The 15,316-nt window shown below is 72.9% G+C and carries 12 protein-coding genes and 1 pseudogene; 6 read left to right on the plus strand and 7 right to left on the minus strand.

The features are described 5' to 3' along the window. Window positions 1-60 precede the first annotated feature (60 nt). Together ACZ6BB_RS15855 and ACZ6BB_RS15860 are read right to left on the minus strand one after the other, a co-directional pair. Window positions 61-906, minus strand: coding sequence for a hypothetical protein (locus ACZ6BB_RS15855; protein ID WP_471615771.1), 846 nt, complete (start codon window positions 904-906; stop codon window positions 61-63). A gap of 381 nt (window positions 907-1,287) precedes the next feature. Then, window positions 1,288-2,274, minus strand: coding sequence for an N-acetylmuramoyl-L-alanine amidase (locus ACZ6BB_RS15860; protein ID WP_471615772.1), 987 nt, complete (start codon window positions 2,272-2,274; stop codon window positions 1,288-1,290). A 264-nt stretch (window positions 2,275-2,538) separates the two neighbouring features. Between ACZ6BB_RS15860 and ACZ6BB_RS15865 the strand changes: the two genes are divergently transcribed. After that, window positions 2,539-4,674, plus strand: coding sequence for a restriction endonuclease (locus ACZ6BB_RS15865; protein ID WP_471615773.1), 2,136 nt, complete (start codon window positions 2,539-2,541; stop codon window positions 4,672-4,674). 39 nt (window positions 4,675-4,713) lie between these two features. Here the strand turns inward: ACZ6BB_RS15865 and ACZ6BB_RS15870 are convergent, their stop codons facing one another. The 3 genes and pseudogenes from ACZ6BB_RS15870 to ACZ6BB_RS15880 all read right to left on the minus strand — a co-directional run. Then, a complete protein-coding gene (locus ACZ6BB_RS15870) occupies window positions 4,714-5,388 on the minus strand; it encodes a class I SAM-dependent methyltransferase (RefSeq protein ID WP_471615774.1) in 675 nt (224 codons plus the stop codon). Window positions 5,389-5,474: 86 nt separating this feature from the next. Further along, on the minus strand, window positions 5,475-7,016 hold the full coding sequence (locus ACZ6BB_RS15875) for an MFS transporter (RefSeq protein WP_471615775.1): 1,542 nt from the start codon (window positions 7,014-7,016) through the stop codon (window positions 5,475-5,477). A gap of 264 nt (window positions 7,017-7,280) precedes the next feature. Beyond that, window positions 7,281-7,757, minus strand: a pseudogene (locus ACZ6BB_RS15880) (response regulator); the annotation flags it as partial. 601 nt (window positions 7,758-8,358) lie between these two features. On the opposite strand from ACZ6BB_RS15880, the gene ACZ6BB_RS15885 reads away from it, so the two are divergent. The 3 genes from ACZ6BB_RS15885 to ACZ6BB_RS15895 are packed head-to-tail and all read left to right on the plus strand — an operon-like array spanning window position 8,359 to window position 11,420. Next, complete coding sequence (locus tag ACZ6BB_RS15885; protein ID WP_471615776.1) at window positions 8,359-9,219, plus strand: MaoC/PaaZ C-terminal domain-containing protein; 861 nt, start codon at window positions 8,359-8,361, stop codon at window positions 9,217-9,219. A 48-nt stretch (window positions 9,220-9,267) separates the two neighbouring features. Beyond that, window positions 9,268-10,344 (plus strand): Zn-dependent alcohol dehydrogenase, encoded by a 1,077-nt coding sequence (locus ACZ6BB_RS15890; RefSeq protein ID WP_471615777.1) that lies wholly within the window; start codon window positions 9,268-9,270, stop codon window positions 10,342-10,344. Window positions 10,345-10,379: 35 nt separating this feature from the next. After that, window positions 10,380-11,420 carry a 3-oxoacyl-ACP reductase gene (locus ACZ6BB_RS15895; RefSeq protein WP_471615778.1) on the plus strand — a complete coding sequence of 347 codons (1,041 nt, stop codon included), beginning with the start codon at window positions 10,380-10,382 and terminating at the stop codon, window positions 11,418-11,420. 211 nt (window positions 11,421-11,631) lie between these two features. Here ACZ6BB_RS15895 and ACZ6BB_RS15900 read toward each other — a convergent pair whose 3' ends face one another. Next, complete coding sequence (locus ACZ6BB_RS15900; RefSeq protein ID WP_471615779.1) at window positions 11,632-11,796, minus strand: hypothetical protein; 165 nt, start codon at window positions 11,794-11,796, stop codon at window positions 11,632-11,634. A 131-nt stretch (window positions 11,797-11,927) separates the two neighbouring features. Beyond that, the gene (locus ACZ6BB_RS15905) at window positions 11,928-13,445 is read right to left on the minus strand and encodes a hypothetical protein (RefSeq protein ID WP_471615780.1); all 1,518 of its coding nucleotides are present in this window, start codon (window positions 13,443-13,445) and stop codon (window positions 11,928-11,930) included. 241 nt (window positions 13,446-13,686) lie between these two features. Between ACZ6BB_RS15905 and ACZ6BB_RS15910 the strand changes: the two genes are divergently transcribed. Beyond that, entirely contained in the window at window positions 13,687-14,574 is an 888-nt protein-coding gene (locus ACZ6BB_RS15910) for a Nif3-like dinuclear metal center hexameric protein (protein ID WP_471615781.1), read from the plus strand. After that, window positions 14,571-15,314 (plus strand): zinc ribbon domain-containing protein, encoded by a 744-nt coding sequence (locus tag ACZ6BB_RS15915; RefSeq protein ID WP_471616153.1) that lies wholly within the window; start codon window positions 14,571-14,573, stop codon window positions 15,312-15,314. Before ACZ6BB_RS15910 ends, ACZ6BB_RS15915 begins: the two co-directional genes overlap by 4 nt. Window positions 15,315-15,316: the final 2 nt, after the last annotated feature.

The following is a 15,316-nucleotide window of genomic DNA, read 5'->3' on the forward strand; positions in this document are numbered from 1 at the left end:
CAGCGGCCCCCCGCTCGGAAGAGCGAGGGGCCGGCCGTACGACTGCGGGCTTCGTGCCGATCAGCCGCGCTGGATACCGCTGGTGTCCTGCAGCACGCCACGACGGCCGTCCTGCGTCTGGGCCACCAGGTTGGCGCCGCGCTGCTCGACCGCCAGGTACCAGGTGCCCGGCGCGAGTTCGGCGATCGTGGACTGGGAACCGTCCTCGGCGAACAGCGGACGGGCCACCGGCACCGCGAACCAGAACGGCGAGAAGTCACCGGCGGGCGGCTGCGGGGCCGCGGCCTGCTGCTGCGGAGCGCCGCCGAACGGCGCGCCCGGCCCCGGCTGACCGGGTCCGGGCTGACCCGGCCCCGGCTGCCCCGCACCGAACGGGCCCGGCGCACCGGCACCCGGGTACCCGTAACCACCGGGCGGCTGGGCCCCGTACGGCTGCGGCGCGGCCGGACGCGGGGCACCGACCAGGGCGACCTTGAGGGCGGGGACGAGGGGGGTGGCGATGGCGGCGGCAGCCAGGAGGAGGGCAGCGATCAGGCCGAGGATGAGGCCGGCTCCGGAGTCGGGCTCCGAGCCTCCGAAGCTGCCGAAGAGCTCCTCCATCGCGCCCAGTGGGTCGATGATCGACCAGAACGAGGTCCACGCGGCGAAGATCGTCAGCGCCACCCCGAGCTGGCCCAGGTCGAGACCGATGACCTTGGGCGGCTGCGGCAGCGCACGGGCGATGACGATCAGCACCGCACCGATGATGCCGCCGACGTACATGCTCATCACCAAGCCGAGGTTGTCCCAGGCATTGGGGATGTCGTCGCCGGAGCCGTCGAACGTGTCGAGGAACGACGCGATGAACAGCAATACCGCTGCTCCGATCACGACGCCGTCGCCTCTGGTGAGGGAGCGGATATTCACTTCAGGTCCTTCGTCAGTCGTCTCGTCATCGGTGGAGGCGTCGCCGTCACCATGTCGCCGTCAGGCCGTGGTGGGAAGCGCGGGGGTGGCCCCTCATCGTAGGGACGACCTTATCGTCCGGCCGACTTGGGTGTCCGCCGGGATCATCCCGGCGATCACGACCCGCCCGCTACCCTCGCAGGAAAATCACGATTTCCTCAGAGTCCCCCCGCTCCGCTTTCTGCCGCCGGGCACCGCTGGTCAACGGTGCCGGGTCATGGATATCGCGCATCGCGGCGCGTAAGACGAACACGGCGGGAACCGTTGACAGATTGAGACCGCTCGCACTTCATTCCGTGGCGCACCGGGTTAGCGCCCGGAGTTCTCCAAGGGGAGAGTTGTTCAATTTTCGAGGAAGCTCGCGATGCCGTCCGAGATTCCCTGGGCCGCTTTCTGGCGCCAGGGTCCGCTGGTGAGCCGGGCCGCGTCCTTGCCGTCACGCATGTTGCCGCACTCGATGAACACCTTGGGCACGGTGGAGAGGTTGAGGCCGCCGAGGTCGGTGCGGGTGACGATGCCGGTGCCGTCGCCGACGTAGTTGGAGGGGGCGCTGCCGGTGGCGCGCACGAAGTAGCCCGCGATGCGTTCGCCGAGGTCGCGGGAGGGGGCGACGATCGGCCGGGTGTCGGCGGAGCCCTTGTGGACCGAACCCGGCAGGATCACGTGGAAGCCGCGGTTGCCGGAGCCGGAGCCGTCGGCGTGGATCGACACCACCGCGTCCGCCTTCGCCTCGTTGCCGATCCGCGCCCGCTCGTCGATGCACGGGCCCCAGGCCCGGTCGTCGTCCTGCGTGAACTTCACCGTGGCGCCCTGCTGTTCGAGGAGCGTCCGCAGCCGACGGGAGACGTCCAGCGTGAACCGGGCTTCCGGGTAGCCGTCGTTGGTGGTCGTCCCCGTCGTGTCGCACTCCTTGGCGTTCGTCCCGATGTTCACCTTGCGGTTGATCTCGGCCGTGTGCTGGAAGTTGCCGGGGTTGTGACCGGGGTCGACGACGACGACCTTGCCCTTGAGGGGGCCGGTGGCGGCGGGCCCGGAGGGGCTCGCCTGCTCGCCGTCCCCACCGCTCGTGCCGCTGCCGGTGTCCTTGCCGTCGTCGGAGGCGGTCGGTGCGCCGGACGGCTCGGGGGACGCGGCCGGCGTCCTCGCCGACCGGGTCTGCGGCCCCGCCACGCCACCCGAACCGCCGTCCCCGGAGTCCCCGACGGCCTGCCAGACCCCCCACCCGGCCACCGCCCCCACCACGACCGCGGCCACCGCCACGGTCAGCGGACGGCGCAGCGCGGAACGGCGGGACTGGGGCGGATCGAAGTCCGGACCTACATACGACACGTCTGCCACCTTACGGGTCGGGCCCGGCACCGAACGCCCCCGCTCCGTGTGACGCCGCCGGCGGCCCCGTCCCTTCGGACCCGCCCGGTCCGGAACGACGGGGAGCCGGACCGGGGGAGCCGAGTCGCTGACCAGCGGTAGGCGCGGACGCCGTCACGGGATAAAGTCGGGCGGTTACGTCTGAGAGCCGGACGGTCACGTCTGGTGGTGGGGGCGGGGTCCCGGCGCGCTGTCGGTGGGCCCCGGTGGGAGGGCCTGCAGCGCATGAGTCGTCGCTCCAACGGGTTGGCCGGCATCTGGGCCGAGGCACAACGCCAGCAGCAGCGTCAGTCGGAGGAACGGACCCGGCAGCAGCGCGAGTACGAGCGGCAGCAGCGCGCGTACCAGCGCGAGGTGGCGCGCAGCCAACGCGAGCAGCAGGCGGCGTACCGCCAGCAGCGCGAGGCGGAGGCGCGGCGGCGTACCGAGGAACTGGACACGCAGGTCCAGGCGCTGGAAGGGCTGTTGGTCGCGGGCTGCCGGGCCCCGGCGTTCCGGGCCGCGTCCCTCACCCGCACCGAGCGGCTGGAGCCGTTCTCCCCCGGGCCGCTCGCCCAGCCGGTGCCCATGCCGGACCCCGGCCACTACCAGGCGCAGGGGGGCTGGACCGCCCAGCGCCGGGCGCAGGCGCAGGCCGAGGCGCGCGCCCGGTACGAGCACGACTGGCAGGCGGCGCAGGCCGCCGAGCAGCAGCGCCAGCGTCAACTGGCGCAGTACCAGCGGCAGTACGAGCAGTGGGCGGAAGGGCAGCGGGCGGAGATCCGGCGGCACAACGCCGGGCTCGCGCAGATGGCGACGGCCCTGCGCGACGGCGACCCGGAGGCCGCCGTCGACTACTTCTCCGCCGCCCTCTACGCCTCACCCGCCTGGCCCGAGGGCTTCCCCCGGGGGATCTCCGCCGCCTACGACTCGGCGGCCCGGCAACTGGTGCTGGACTGGGAATTGCCCAGGTACGACGTCGTCCCCGAGGCCAAGAGCGTCGTCTACATGCCGAGCGTCGACCAGGACAAGGAGCGCCCGCGCCCGGTCACCCAGCGGCGTGCCCTCTACCGTGACGTCCTCGCGCAGTGCGTCCTGCTCGTGCTCCACGACCTCTTCGCCGCCGACGAGTTCGGCGCCCTGGAGTCGGTCGCCCTGAACGGGTTCGTGGACGACCACGACCCGGCGACCGGCCGTCGCACCCAGCTCGTCCTGGCGACCGTCACCGTGTCCCGGTCGGTCTTCGCCGAACTTCATCTGGAACAGGTCAGCGCCGTGGACTGCCTGACGGACGGGCTCCGGGGCCGGCTCTCCGCCCGCCCCGACCAGCGCACCCCCGTCCGCCCCGAGCGCAGGCCCGACGACGTGGGCAACGGCGTCGTCACCCACGGCGGCGAGGACGAGCCCGACCTGCTGGAGATGGACCCCCTCGCCTTCGAGGCCCTGGTCGCCGAGCTGTTCAGGGCCATGGGCATGCAGGCGGTCACCACCCAGCGCTCGGGCGACGGCGGGGTGGACGTCGACGCCCTGGACCCGGCCCCGATCCGGGGCGGCAAGATCGTCGTACAGGTCAAGCGGTACCGCAACACCGTCCCGCCGACCGCCGTCCGTGACCTCTACGGCACGGTCCAGGACGCCGGCGCCAACAAGGGCGTCCTGGTGACGACGTCCAAGTTCGGGCCCGGCTCCCACACCTTCGCCAACGGCAAGCCGCTGGAGCTGGTCTCGGGCCGCGAACTCGTCGACCTGCTGCACCGGCACGGGCTACGGGGGCGCCTGGCCACCGGCGAACGCCCCGCGCCCGCCTCCTCGACCGCCCCCACCGTGGTGCTGCCCGCCCAGCGGACCCCGGCGGACTCCGCGGATGCCGCTGACTCCGGCCCGGCCTCCGCCCCGGACGACCACAGCGTGCTCGGCATGTACTGGACCGGCGGCGTCGCCCTGGACGTCTGCGCGCTCGTCTGCCACGGCAACCGGGTCCTCAGCGACGATCACTTCGTCTTCTACAACAACCTTCGCACCCCCGACGGCACCGTCCGCGCCGTCCCGCCGACCGCACCCGACAAGGCCGCGATCCTGGTCGCCTTCGACGCGCTGCCGGCGCAGGCCGACCGTCTGGTCCTGGTCGCGGCGATCGACCCCGCCGTGAACCCCGACGCCGACCTCTCCGGCTTCACCGACGCCGGCATCCGCCTCCTGGACCCCTCCCGGGCCGAACAGGGCCGCCTCGACGTCTCCGACGGCCGCGCCGGCGAAACGGCCCTCACCCTCGGCTCCTTCCGCCGCCGCGCGGGCGGCGACTGGGACTTCGTCGTCGGCGGCAAGGGGTACCGGGGCGGCCTGGAGGAACTGGTCCAGGACCACGGCATAGAGGTGGCGTAGCCCGCCGGCCCGGCGGCCCGGCGGTCGAGGTGCCGCGGGTCAGATCCCGGCCCCGGTCCGCCGCAGCACCCGCAGGGAGTCCGTCGCGGAGACCTCCGTGAAGGCCCCGGAGGCCAGGGCACGGAGGTAGACGCGGTACGGGGCCTGCCCGGTGAACTCGTCCTCGGGGTCCGGGAAGACGTCGTGGATGACGAGGAGGCCGCCCGGGGCGATGTGCGGGGCCCAGCCCTCGTAGTCGGCGGTGGCGTGCTCGTCGGTGTGGCCGCCGTCGACGAAGACGAGGCCGAGGGGGGTGCCCCAGAAGGCGGCGACCTGTGGGGAACGGCCGACGACCGCGACGACGTGCTCCTCCAGGCCCGCCCGGTGCAGGGTGCGACGGAAGGTGGGGAGCGTGTCCATACGGCCCACCTCGGGGTCGACGGTGGACTCGTCGTGGTACTCCCAGCCCGGCTGCTGCTCCTCGCTGCCCCGGTGATGGTCGACCGTGATCGCCGCCACCCCCGCCGCACGGGCGGCGTCGGCCAGCAGGATCGTCGACCGACCGCAGTACGTCCCCACCTCCAGCAACGGCAGCCCCAGCCGCCCCGCTTCCACCGCCGCGGCGTACAGGGCCAGCCCCTCACCGGCCGGCATGAACCCCTTCGCCGCCTCGAACGCGCGGAGGATCTCCGGCGCGGGCGCCGGCGCGGGCGGGGGGCTCGAAGCCGCGGACATGGGGTCCTCCGTGTGGTCGTACGTCAGTGGGGGCGCCTCATGCTGTCATGCGGTGATCGGTGGGAGGACTCGGGGAGACCCCTGGCCTACCGGGCCACGGCAGCCCTGTCCTCCTCAGCCCTGTCCTCCTCAGCCCTGTCCTCCTCGGAAACCGCGTCGGCACCCTCGCTGCCGGCGAGCAGCCGGTGCCCGGTCGCCCGGCGGTCGCGCCCCGGCAGAAGCAGGGCCAGGAGAAGGCCGACCCCGACCGCGCCCGTGGCGATGAGGAAGGAGACGCGGAAGCCGTGCATGGTCGGGATCGCGACCCCGCCGACGTGGTGCGCGGTGTTGGCCAGCACCATGCCGACGACGGCGCTCGACACCGACGTCCCGATGGACCGCATCAGCGTGTTGAGCCCGGTCGCCGCACCCGTCTCGGACGGGTCCACGGCACCGATGATCAGCGCGGGGAGCGAGGAGTAGGCGAGGCCGATGCCCGCGCCCAGGACCACCGACACGACCACGGTCTGCCAGGCGGCGCTCATCAGGCCGAGGCCGGCGCCGTAGCCGACGGCGATGATCAGCAGGCCCAGGATGAGAGTGGTCCGGGGGCCGTACTTGGCGGAGATCCGGGCGTAGACCGGCGCGGTGAACATCATCGTCAGACCGAGCGGAGCCACGCACAGGCCCGCGACGATCATCGACTGCCCGAGGCCGTAGCCGGTGGCGGAGGGCAGCTGGAGGAGCTGCGGCAGGACGAGGGAGACGACGTAGAAGGAGACACCGACCATGATCGAGGCGAGGTTGGTGAGGAGGACCTCGCGGCGGGCGGTGGTGCGCAGATCCACCAGGGGGGCGGGAATCCGCAGCTCCCAGACGCCCCAGAGGAGCAGGACCACGGCCGACGCGGCGAACAGGCCGAGCGTGGTCATGGAGGTCCAGCCCCAGTCGCTGCCCTTGGTGATCGGCAGGAGGAACAGGACGAGGCCGGCGGAGAGGCCGAGTGCGCCGAGGTGGTCGAAGCTGCCCGGTGCGCGTGTCTTCGTCTCCGGTACGGCGACGAGGGTCAGCACGATGGACAGGACACCGAGACCGGCGGCGCCGAAGAAGAGGAGGTGCCAGTCGGCGTTCTGGGCGACCGCGGCGGCGAGCGGCAGGGCGAGTCCGCCGCCGACGCCTATGGAGGAGCTCATCAGGGCCATGGCGGAGCCGAGGCGCTCGCGGGGCAGTTCGTCGCGCATCAGACCGATGCCCAGCGGGATCGCGCCCATGGCGAAGCCCTGGAGGGTACGGCCGACGATCATCGGGAGGAGCGCGCTGGTGAAACCGCTGATCAGTGCGCCCGCCACCATGACGGCGAGGCTGGCGAGCAGCATGCGGCGCTTGCCGAAGAGGTCGCCGAGGCGGCCCATGATCGGGGTGGCCACGGCACCGGAGAGCAGCGTGGAGGTCAGTACCCAGGTCGCGTTGCTGGGGGAGGTGTCCAGCAACTGCGGGAGGTCCTTGATCACCGGGACCAGCAGGGTCTGCATCACCGCGACGACGATTCCCGCGAAGGCCAGCACCGGGACGATCGCTCCGGGGGCTTTCGTCGGGCCCGCGCCCTCTGCGGCGGGGCGATCGGCCGTCGGCGGTGTGTGGTGCGTCATGGGGCGGGGCCTCCTGGCCGGGTCAAGGTATGTGCCAGCTGAACCTCGTGTGCCTGGGCAACTATTCCGTTGTTTCGAGTGACTAACGAAAACTTGACCCGCTCATGGAGAAGTGACGGCACGTCAGGGGGTGGCGGGGCGGCGGGGAGCGGCTGGGAGCGGCGGGGACGGTTGAGGAACGGCTGGGACGGTTGAGGAACGGCTGGGACGGCTGGGTACGGCGGGGACGGCTGTGTCTTTGGAGGCCCTTCAGGGCAGGACTCGATTGAGGGTGTCGCGTTCGTGGCCGGTGAGCGGGTTGGGGCCGGCGCTCAGCGCGGCCGCGGCGAGGGCCGGATCGACGACGGTCTCGCCGGTCAGCACCCGGCGGATCGCCTGGGCCAGCTCCTCCACGGGCCCGTCCTTGACCAGGAACCCGGCGGCGCCGGCGTCCATGGCCCGGCGCAGATACCCGGGCCGGCCGAAGGTGGTGAGGATCAGCACCCGGCAGTCGGGCACCTGGTCCCGCAGCGCGGCGGCGGCGTCCAGACCGCTCATCCCCGGCAGTTCGATGTCCAGCAGCGCGACATGCGGCCGATGGATCAGCGCCGCGTCCACGATCGCGTCCCCCGTACCGACCTGCGCCACGACCTGGATGTCCGCCTCCATGCCCAACAGCAGCGCCAGCGCGCCCCGCATCATCCCCTGATCCTCGGCGAGCAGAACCCTGATGGACTTGGCGGTCCGGTGATCCCGGGGCATCTCGTTCACGACCCAAGAGTAGGACGGAGGCGACGATTCGGACGGGTGAGTGAGGCGGGCCGTGCGGGGACACCCCCTACGGATGCCGCCCCCGTCCGCACCCGGCGCCACGCCCGCCAACCCCGCGTCGTCCGCTCCCCGGAGAGTGACCGGCGGTGCGGTGACGGGCAGCTCCGCCCTGACCGCGAAGCCGTCGCGCGGTGCGGGCCCGGCCCGGAGCGTGCCGCCGGCCGCGGTGAGGCGTTCGGTGAGGCCGGTCGTGGGTCTCATGGGTTCGACAGTACGAAGGCGGGGTGCGGCCCTGCAGACGCGTGTGTACGGAGTGTGCGGCAGGACATAGGGCCTGGGCGGAGCGAGAGGTATCTGACGTAGTGTCAGGAGTCTTCACAAGTGCACGGGGCTCGGCTATACAGAGGGTCGCCGGACTGGAACGCGTTCTAGGTGGGCGGGTTCCGGGCCGGCCGTGGCGACCTCGGTGCGACCGCTGGTGCGGACGGTCGTACCGAGGTTTCTCAGCGCGGGCCGGCGTCCCCCGGCTCACCCTCCGCCGGCTGACCCTCCGCCGGTCCCCCGTCCGCCACCCACCGCCCACAGGAGCCCCATGCCCATCGACGCAGCCAAGGCGCTCGCGGCCGAGCCCCGTTCCGCCGAGATCGCGTGGAGTCGCAAGGACGTCCTGCTCTACCACCTCGGTATCGGCGCCGGTGTCCCGGCGACCGACCCCGACGAGCTGCGCTACACGCTGGAGTCCCGGCTGCATGTCCTGCCGAGCTTCGCGACCGTCGCGGGCGCGGGCTCACCGGACGTCATCGGCGGCCTGAACGCACCCGGCGTCGACGTCGACCTGGCCAAGGTCCTGCACGGCGGCCAGCGCGTCGAGGTGCACCGGCCGATCCCGGTCCAGGGGCGGGCGACCGCGACCTCACGGGTGGCGGCGGTGTACGACAAGGGCAAGGCGGCCGTCCTGGTCATGCGGACCGAAGTCGCCGACGCCGAGGGCCCGTTGTGGGTGAACGAGGCACAGATCTTCGTAAGGGGCGAGGGCGGCTGGGGCGGTGAGCGCGGGCCGTCCGCCCGGCAGGAACCGCCCACGACCGCGCCCGACAAGGAGGTCGAGCGGACCGTCCGCGAGGACCAGGCTCTGCTCTACCGCCTCTCGGGCGACTGGAACCCGTTGCACGCCGACCCGGAGTTCGCCGGGCGGGCCGGGTTCGACCGGCCGATCCTGCACGGGCTGTGCACCTACGGGATGACGCTGAAGGCCGTGGTGGACACGGTGCTCGGCGGGGACGTCGGCCGCGTCCGCTCCTACGGGACGCGCTTCGCGGGCGTCGTCTTCCCGGGCGAGACCCTCCGCATCCGGATGTGGCGGCCGGACGACCGCTCGGTGCGGGTGGCGGTGAGCGCCGCCGAGAGGGACGACGCGCCGGTGCTGGCGGACACGCTGGTCGCACACGAATGAGCCCATCGGTACAGACGCAGGTCAGGTACTTCTGAGGGGAGCCGCACCATGCGCGCAGCCGTACTGCACGAGATCGGTCAGGACAAGCTCGACGTGCTCGACGACGTCGAGGCGACGGGCTTCGGACCGGGGCGGGTGAGGATCCGGGTGCGGGCCACGGGGCTGTGCCACTCCGACCTGTCCGCGATGGCCGGGGTGCTGCCGCAGCCCGGACCGTTCGTGCCGGGGCACGAGGGCGCCGGCGAGATAGTCGAAGTGGGCGAAGGGGTCGGCCACCTGAAGCCCGGCGACCGGGTCGTCGTGTGCTGGCTCCCGGCCTGCGGCACGTGTCCCGCCTGCAAGCGCGGTCAGACGCAGCTCTGCCTCGCCGGATTCCTCAACGCCGGCACGCCCAACTTCAAGCGGCCCGCCGGGGACGTCTTCGGCTTCGCGGGCACCGGCACCTTCGCCGAGGAGGTCGTCGTCGACGCCGGCTGCGCGGTGCCGATACCGGACGACGTGCCCTTCGACATCGCCGCCCTCATCGGCTGCGGCGTCACCACCGGTCTCGGCGCGGCCCTCAACACCGCCGATGTGGAGGCCGGTTCGTCGGTCGCGGTCATCGGCTGCGGAGGCGTCGGCATCTCGGCGATCCAGGGTGCCCGGCTCAAGGGCGCCGCCGAGATCGTCGCCGTCGACCCGGTGGTCTCGCGGCGCGAGGCGGCGCTCAGGTTCGGTGCCACCAAGGCGATCGCGCCGGAGGAACTGGCCGACACCAAGCAGTCCGTCACCGCCGGCGAGGGCTTCGACTACGTCTTCGAGGTCGTCGGCCGCTCGGCCACCGCCCGCACGGCGTACGAGGCGACCCGGCGCGGCGGCACCCTCGTCGTGGTCGGCGCGGGCGCTCTGGACGACTTCCTGCAGCTCAGCATGTTCGAGCTGTTCTTCGACGAGAAGCGGATCCTGCCGTCCATGTACGGCGGCGGTGACGTCCTGCGCTCCTACGAGCGGACCATCGCCCTGTGGCGGGCCGGCCGCATCGACCTCGCGGGCCTGATCACCCACCGAGTGCCCCTCGCCGACATCAACGAGGCGCTCGACCAGATGCGGACCGGTGTGGCGCTGCGGACCTGCATCGAGATCTGACCATCGCGCGCGTGCGAGAGAGGAGAGGGGCTCGGATGACTTCGCCGCTCGAAGGACGAACGCTCGAAGGACGAACGCTCGAAGGGCGGCCGCTCGAAGGGCTGTCCGCGATCGTGACCGGCGCGGGGCGCGGACTCGGCCGGGCCGAGGCGCTGGAGCTGGCCCGGCTGGGCGCGGACGTGGTCGTCAACGACTACGGTCGGCCGGGGCGGGACGGTTCCGGTGAGGTGTCCACGGGGCCCGCCGAGGAGGTCGCGGCGTCGATCCGCGCGGCGGGCGGCCGCGCGGTGGCGCACATAGGTGACGTGTCCGACCACGAACAGGCCAGGGAACTGGTCGCGTTGGCGGTCGCCCGGTTCGGCAAACTGGACATTCTCGTCAACAACGCGGGCATCCTGCGCGACCGCATGGTCTTCTCCATGTCCGAGGACGAGTGGGACTCGGTCGTGCGGGTGCATCTCAAGGGCCACTTCAACACGATCCGGTTCGCCTCCGCCCACTGGCGAGCCCGGGCGAAGTCGGGCGAGGGCGGGGGCGACGGCAGAGGCGGGGGACGGGTCTACGGGCGCGTCGTGAACACCTCCTCCGAGGCGTTCCTCGCCGGCTCGGCCGGGCAGCCCAACTACGCCGCCGCGAAGGGCGGCATCGTCGGGCTGACCACCTCCACGGCCCTCGCGCTCGCCAAGTACGGCGTCACCGCGAACGTCATCTGCCCGCGCGCCCGGACCCGGATGACCGAGGACGTCTTCGCGGGTCTCCCGGGGGCCACGACGGACGGCGACGGCACCGGCCTCGACCCGCTCGCCCCCGAGCACGTCGCCCCGCTCGTCGGCTACCTGGCCTCACCCGCCGCCGCGCGGGTCAACGGCCAGCTCCTCGTCGTGCACGGCGGCATGGTCGCGATCGTCGAACGGCCGCGCGTGCGGGCCAAGTTCGACACCAAACAGGACGCCTTCACCTACGACGAGCTCGACGGCCTGCTCACGCCGCACTATGCCGGCCGGCCGGAGGGGGAGACGTTCGCGGCGGCGGAGGTGCTGGGGCTGAGACATGGCCGGGGGGCGGCGGAGGGATAGGGCCCTTCCGGCGGATCTCGGCCCGGGCGTCGCGACGCCCGGCCCGCGTCCCCGTCGGGCCCCCCGCCCGGCCCGCGTCCCCGTACGGGCCGTACCCGCAACGGCGAAGCCCCGCTCGTCGAGGACGAGCGGGGCCCGGTGCCGTGGTGGTCCGCTCCGGCGTCGCATGGACGTTTCTCCAGAGGTGACCGGAACAGAAGCCTGCCGCCGGTCAGGCGGACGTCGTCGGCTCCGTGTGTTCCGCCGGCTTGCGGTGGCGCCCGCGAGGGCTCGTCCTCTCGGCCTCCTGGGCCGCGAGCTGACCCCGGTGCTTTCCGTGGCCGTCCGCCTCGTGGGAGTCGGCCGTGGGCGGCTGGATCGTGTGCACGTCGCTCATTGGAAGTGTTCCCCGTCGAATGATCTTCTTATCGGCGGGTGATTTTAACGGGCGAACCCGACCGCCTCGAAGGCACCCAGCAGGCGTGTCGCCGGGCCGCGTCCACCTCACCCGAGTCCCGCACCCCGCCTTCACCCGACGGTCACCTCCTCGGGCACACGCCCCTCCAACGGCGCCTGTTGCAAGGGCACGGGCCGAGCGGCGACGGGCACGGCCGGCTCCGCCCCGGACACCCCCGCACCTGAGGCTCCGGACGAGGGTGACGCGTCAGTGTCCCCCGGCCCCGGAGCCTCTCCGTAACCAGGCTCCTCCTCTCTCTCCCGGGATGCCTCCGGTGATCCCTCCGGACACTCCGGCTCGTCCGGGTCCCAGGCCACCCCCGTCCGGGCCACCCCGCACCTCACCAGCCCGGTCGCGTAGGGCAGTTGCAGCACTCCCTCCCGGCTCCACAGTCCGGCGCCCGTCAACCAGCCCTCGGGGGCAGGTAGATGGAGGATCCGCCGTGCCGCCGGACGCCACACGCCGACCCAGCTGCCCCGGGGGCCGTCCAGGCGCAGCGCGACCGCGCAGCTCTCGGGGGTCAGGATCTGCCCCGGCTGGATGGCGAACGGGGTGACGCTGTGGCCGTCGGGCACCCGCAGGCACTCGGGGAAGCGGACCGGGAGCGTACTGCCGAGCACGCCCCAGCCGAGCCGGCCGTGACCAGGGGAGGGCGCGTCCGAACGGATCAGGAGCAGTCCGCTGTCGGGGTCGGCGAGCAGGACCCGGTCGTCGCTGTCGTCCGCGATCTGCAGCAGCGGAGAGACCGCGCCGCCCTGCTCCAGATCGACGGCCACCGACTTGGTCCGGCCGTCCCGCTCCTGGTCCAGGGCGAGCAGCCGGCCCGCACCGTCCAGCCAGACCCCGCCCGAACACCGCCCCGGCACCTGCGCCACCACTTCCGGCCCGAAGGCCCCGCCCGCCACCAGCCACACGGTCGTGGCGCTGCGGCCCAGGGCGAGGGCGTACGCCCGCTGCCCGCACGGCGCGGGTGGCAGCAGCCTCATCTCGGTCGTCGGGTCGGCGCATTCGACCGCGCCGAGCGGGAGTTCGCCGGTGCCGGGGCCGGTCGGGTAGAGGAGCGAGAACAGGTGCCGGTCGGCGGCCAGCCGGTGGATGAGGACCCGGCCGTCGGCCAGGGGGAGCACTTCCGTGCCGGGTTCCTCGGGCTGGTTGCCGGGCAGGGGCACGGCGTACGGTTCGGGGCCGTCGAGGGTCCAGCGCTCGGGGAACCAGGACTCGCCGTCGAGCGCGAGGCGCGCCGCGTACGACCCGTCGGCGGTGATCACACAGCCGGGCCCGGTCGCGGTCCGCCCCAGGGGCGCGGGCCGACCCGGCCGGTCCACCCCGCCACCACCGCCCCCCGCGTGCACGCCGGGCCGCCCCGGTTGCGCGCCAAACGGTCCCGCTTGCGCGCCAGGCGCCGCGTGCGCGTCGGCCCCCCCGTGCGTATCGGTCCCCGCGTGCGCGTCGGTCCCCGCGTGCGCGTCGGTCGCGAGTCCCTCGCTCCCGTATCTCTCTCCGGTCGCGTCCGCGCCCTTCTCCTCGTCCCCCGGTCCCGACTCGTTCCCGTGGCCCGTCGAGGGTGGTGGGGAAGCACAGGCCGTCATGGTTCGATCACCTCCGGCGACGAAGCTAGTTTTCGCACGCACAGACGTGGGACAACCCGCACCCCCTTCACACATAAGGATGCTCGTCCCTCGATTCACCTGAGGGAACGCCGATTCATGTGCTGCGGGACGGGCGACAGGGGGGAAGCCGTCCCCCGGGGCGGGAGAGGCGGCCGAGGGGCGGCTGGTCAACCGACCCGCGGCCGGTCTGGGACGGGAGCGGTGCAGGTAGCCTTTGTCCGTGCCCCGTCTGTCTGAAGTCATCGCCGCGCTCGACGCCCTCTGGCCGCCCGAGAGGGCCGAGGGGTGGGACGCGGTCGGCACGGTCTGCGGCGACCCCGACCAGGAGGTCACCCGGGTCCTGTTCGCCGTCGATCCGGTACGGGAGATCGTCGAGGAAGCGGTGAAGCTGGGCGCGGACCTGCTGGTCACCCACCACCCGCTCTATCTGCGCGGTACGACGACGGTGGCGGCCTCGACCTTCAAGGGCCGGGTCGTGCACACCCTGATCAAGCACGACATCGCGCTGCACGTGGCCCACACCAACGCCGACACCGCCGACCCCGGCGTCAGCGACGCCCTCGCCGGCGCGCTCGACCTCAGGGTCGTACGCCCCCTCGTACCGGACCCCGCCGACCCCACCGGCCGGCGCGGTCTCGGCCGGGTCTGCGAGCTGGACCACCCGCTGACGGTCCGGGAGCTGGCCGCGCGGGCCGCCGAGCGGCTGCCCGCCACCGCGCAGGGCATCCGCGTCGCCGGCGATCCCGAGGCGGTCGTCCGCACGGTCGCCGTCAGCGGCGGCTCCGGCGACAGCCTGTTCGACGCCGTCCGCGCGGCCGGTGTCGACGCCTTCCTCACCGCGGACCTGCGCCACCACCCGGCCTCCGAGGCGGTCGCCCACGCGACGGAAGGCGCCCACACACCTCTCGCGCTGCTCGACGCGGCGCACTGGGCCACCGAATGGCCCTGGTGCGAGCTGGCCGCCGCCCAGCTCGACGAGATCTCCGACCGGGAGGGGTGGGGCCTGCGCGTCCACGTCTCCAGGACGGTCACCGACCCCTGGACCGCCCACGCGGCGTCCGCCCACCCGTCGCCCACTTCTTCTGACCCACTGGGAGCCCCCAACTGAACGCCGAGCCCGCCGACCAGATCCGACTCCTCGACGTCCAGGGCCTGGACGTACGCCTCCAGCAGCTCGCGCACAAGCGGAGGTCTCTGCCCGAGCACGCCGAGATCGAGTCACTGACGAAGGACCACACCCAGCTGCGCGACCTGCTCGTGGCCGCGCAGACCGAGGAGAGCGACACCGCCCGCGAGCAGACCAAGGCCGAGCAGGACGTCGACCAGGTGCGCCAGCGCGCCGTCCGCGACCAGCAGCGCCTGGACTCGGGCGCCGTCTCCTCCCCGAAGGACCTGGAGAACCTCCAGCGCGAGATCGCCTCCCTCGCCAAGCGGCAGGGCGACCTGGAGGACATCGTCCTGGAGGTCATGGAGCGCCGGGAGTCCACGCAGGAGCGGGTCGCCGAGCTGACCGAGCGGGTCGGTGCCGTGCAGGGGAAGATCGACGACGCCACCGCGCGCCGGGACGCCGCGTTCGAGGAGATCGACGGCGAGGTGGCGACCGTGACGAAGGAGCGCGAGGTCATCTCGGCTGCCGTCCCCGCGGACCTCCTCAAGCTCTACGACAAGCTGCGCGACCAGCAGGGCGGCGTCGGCGCGGCCAGGCTGTACCAGCGCACCTGCCAGGGCTGCCGCCAGGAGCTGTCGATCACCGACTTCAACGACGTCCGCAAGGCCACGCCCGACACGGTCGTCCGCTGCGAGAACTGCGGTCGCATCCTGGTGCGTACGTCCGAGTCGGGCCTCTAGAG

The organism is Streptomyces sp. NPDC041108 (assembly GCF_055592645.1).

What these genes read in the sequence shown, in the direction of transcription:
- ACZ6BB_RS15865 (WP_471615773.1), top strand. Translation starts at nt 2,539, where the DNA reads ATGAGTCGTCGCTCCAACGGGTTGGCCGGCATCTGGGCCGAGGCACAA.
- ACZ6BB_RS15870 (WP_471615774.1), bottom strand. Translation starts at nt 5,388, where the DNA reads ATGTCCGCGGCTTCGAGCCCCCCGCCCGCGCCGGCGCCCGCGCCGGAG.
- ACZ6BB_RS15875 (WP_471615775.1), bottom strand. Translation starts at nt 7,016, where the DNA reads ATGACGCACCACACACCGCCGACGGCCGATCGCCCCGCCGCAGAGGGC.
- ACZ6BB_RS15885 (WP_471615776.1), top strand. Translation starts at nt 8,359, where the DNA reads ATGCCCATCGACGCAGCCAAGGCGCTCGCGGCCGAGCCCCGTTCCGCC.
- ACZ6BB_RS15890 (WP_471615777.1), top strand. Translation starts at nt 9,268, where the DNA reads ATGCGCGCAGCCGTACTGCACGAGATCGGTCAGGACAAGCTCGACGTG.
- ACZ6BB_RS15895 (WP_471615778.1), top strand. Translation starts at nt 10,380, where the DNA reads ATGACTTCGCCGCTCGAAGGACGAACGCTCGAAGGACGAACGCTCGAA.
- ACZ6BB_RS15900 (WP_471615779.1), bottom strand. Translation starts at nt 11,796, where the DNA reads ATGAGCGACGTGCACACGATCCAGCCGCCCACGGCCGACTCCCACGAG.
- ACZ6BB_RS15905 (WP_471615780.1), bottom strand. Translation starts at nt 13,445, where the DNA reads ATGACGGCCTGTGCTTCCCCACCACCCTCGACGGGCCACGGGAACGAG.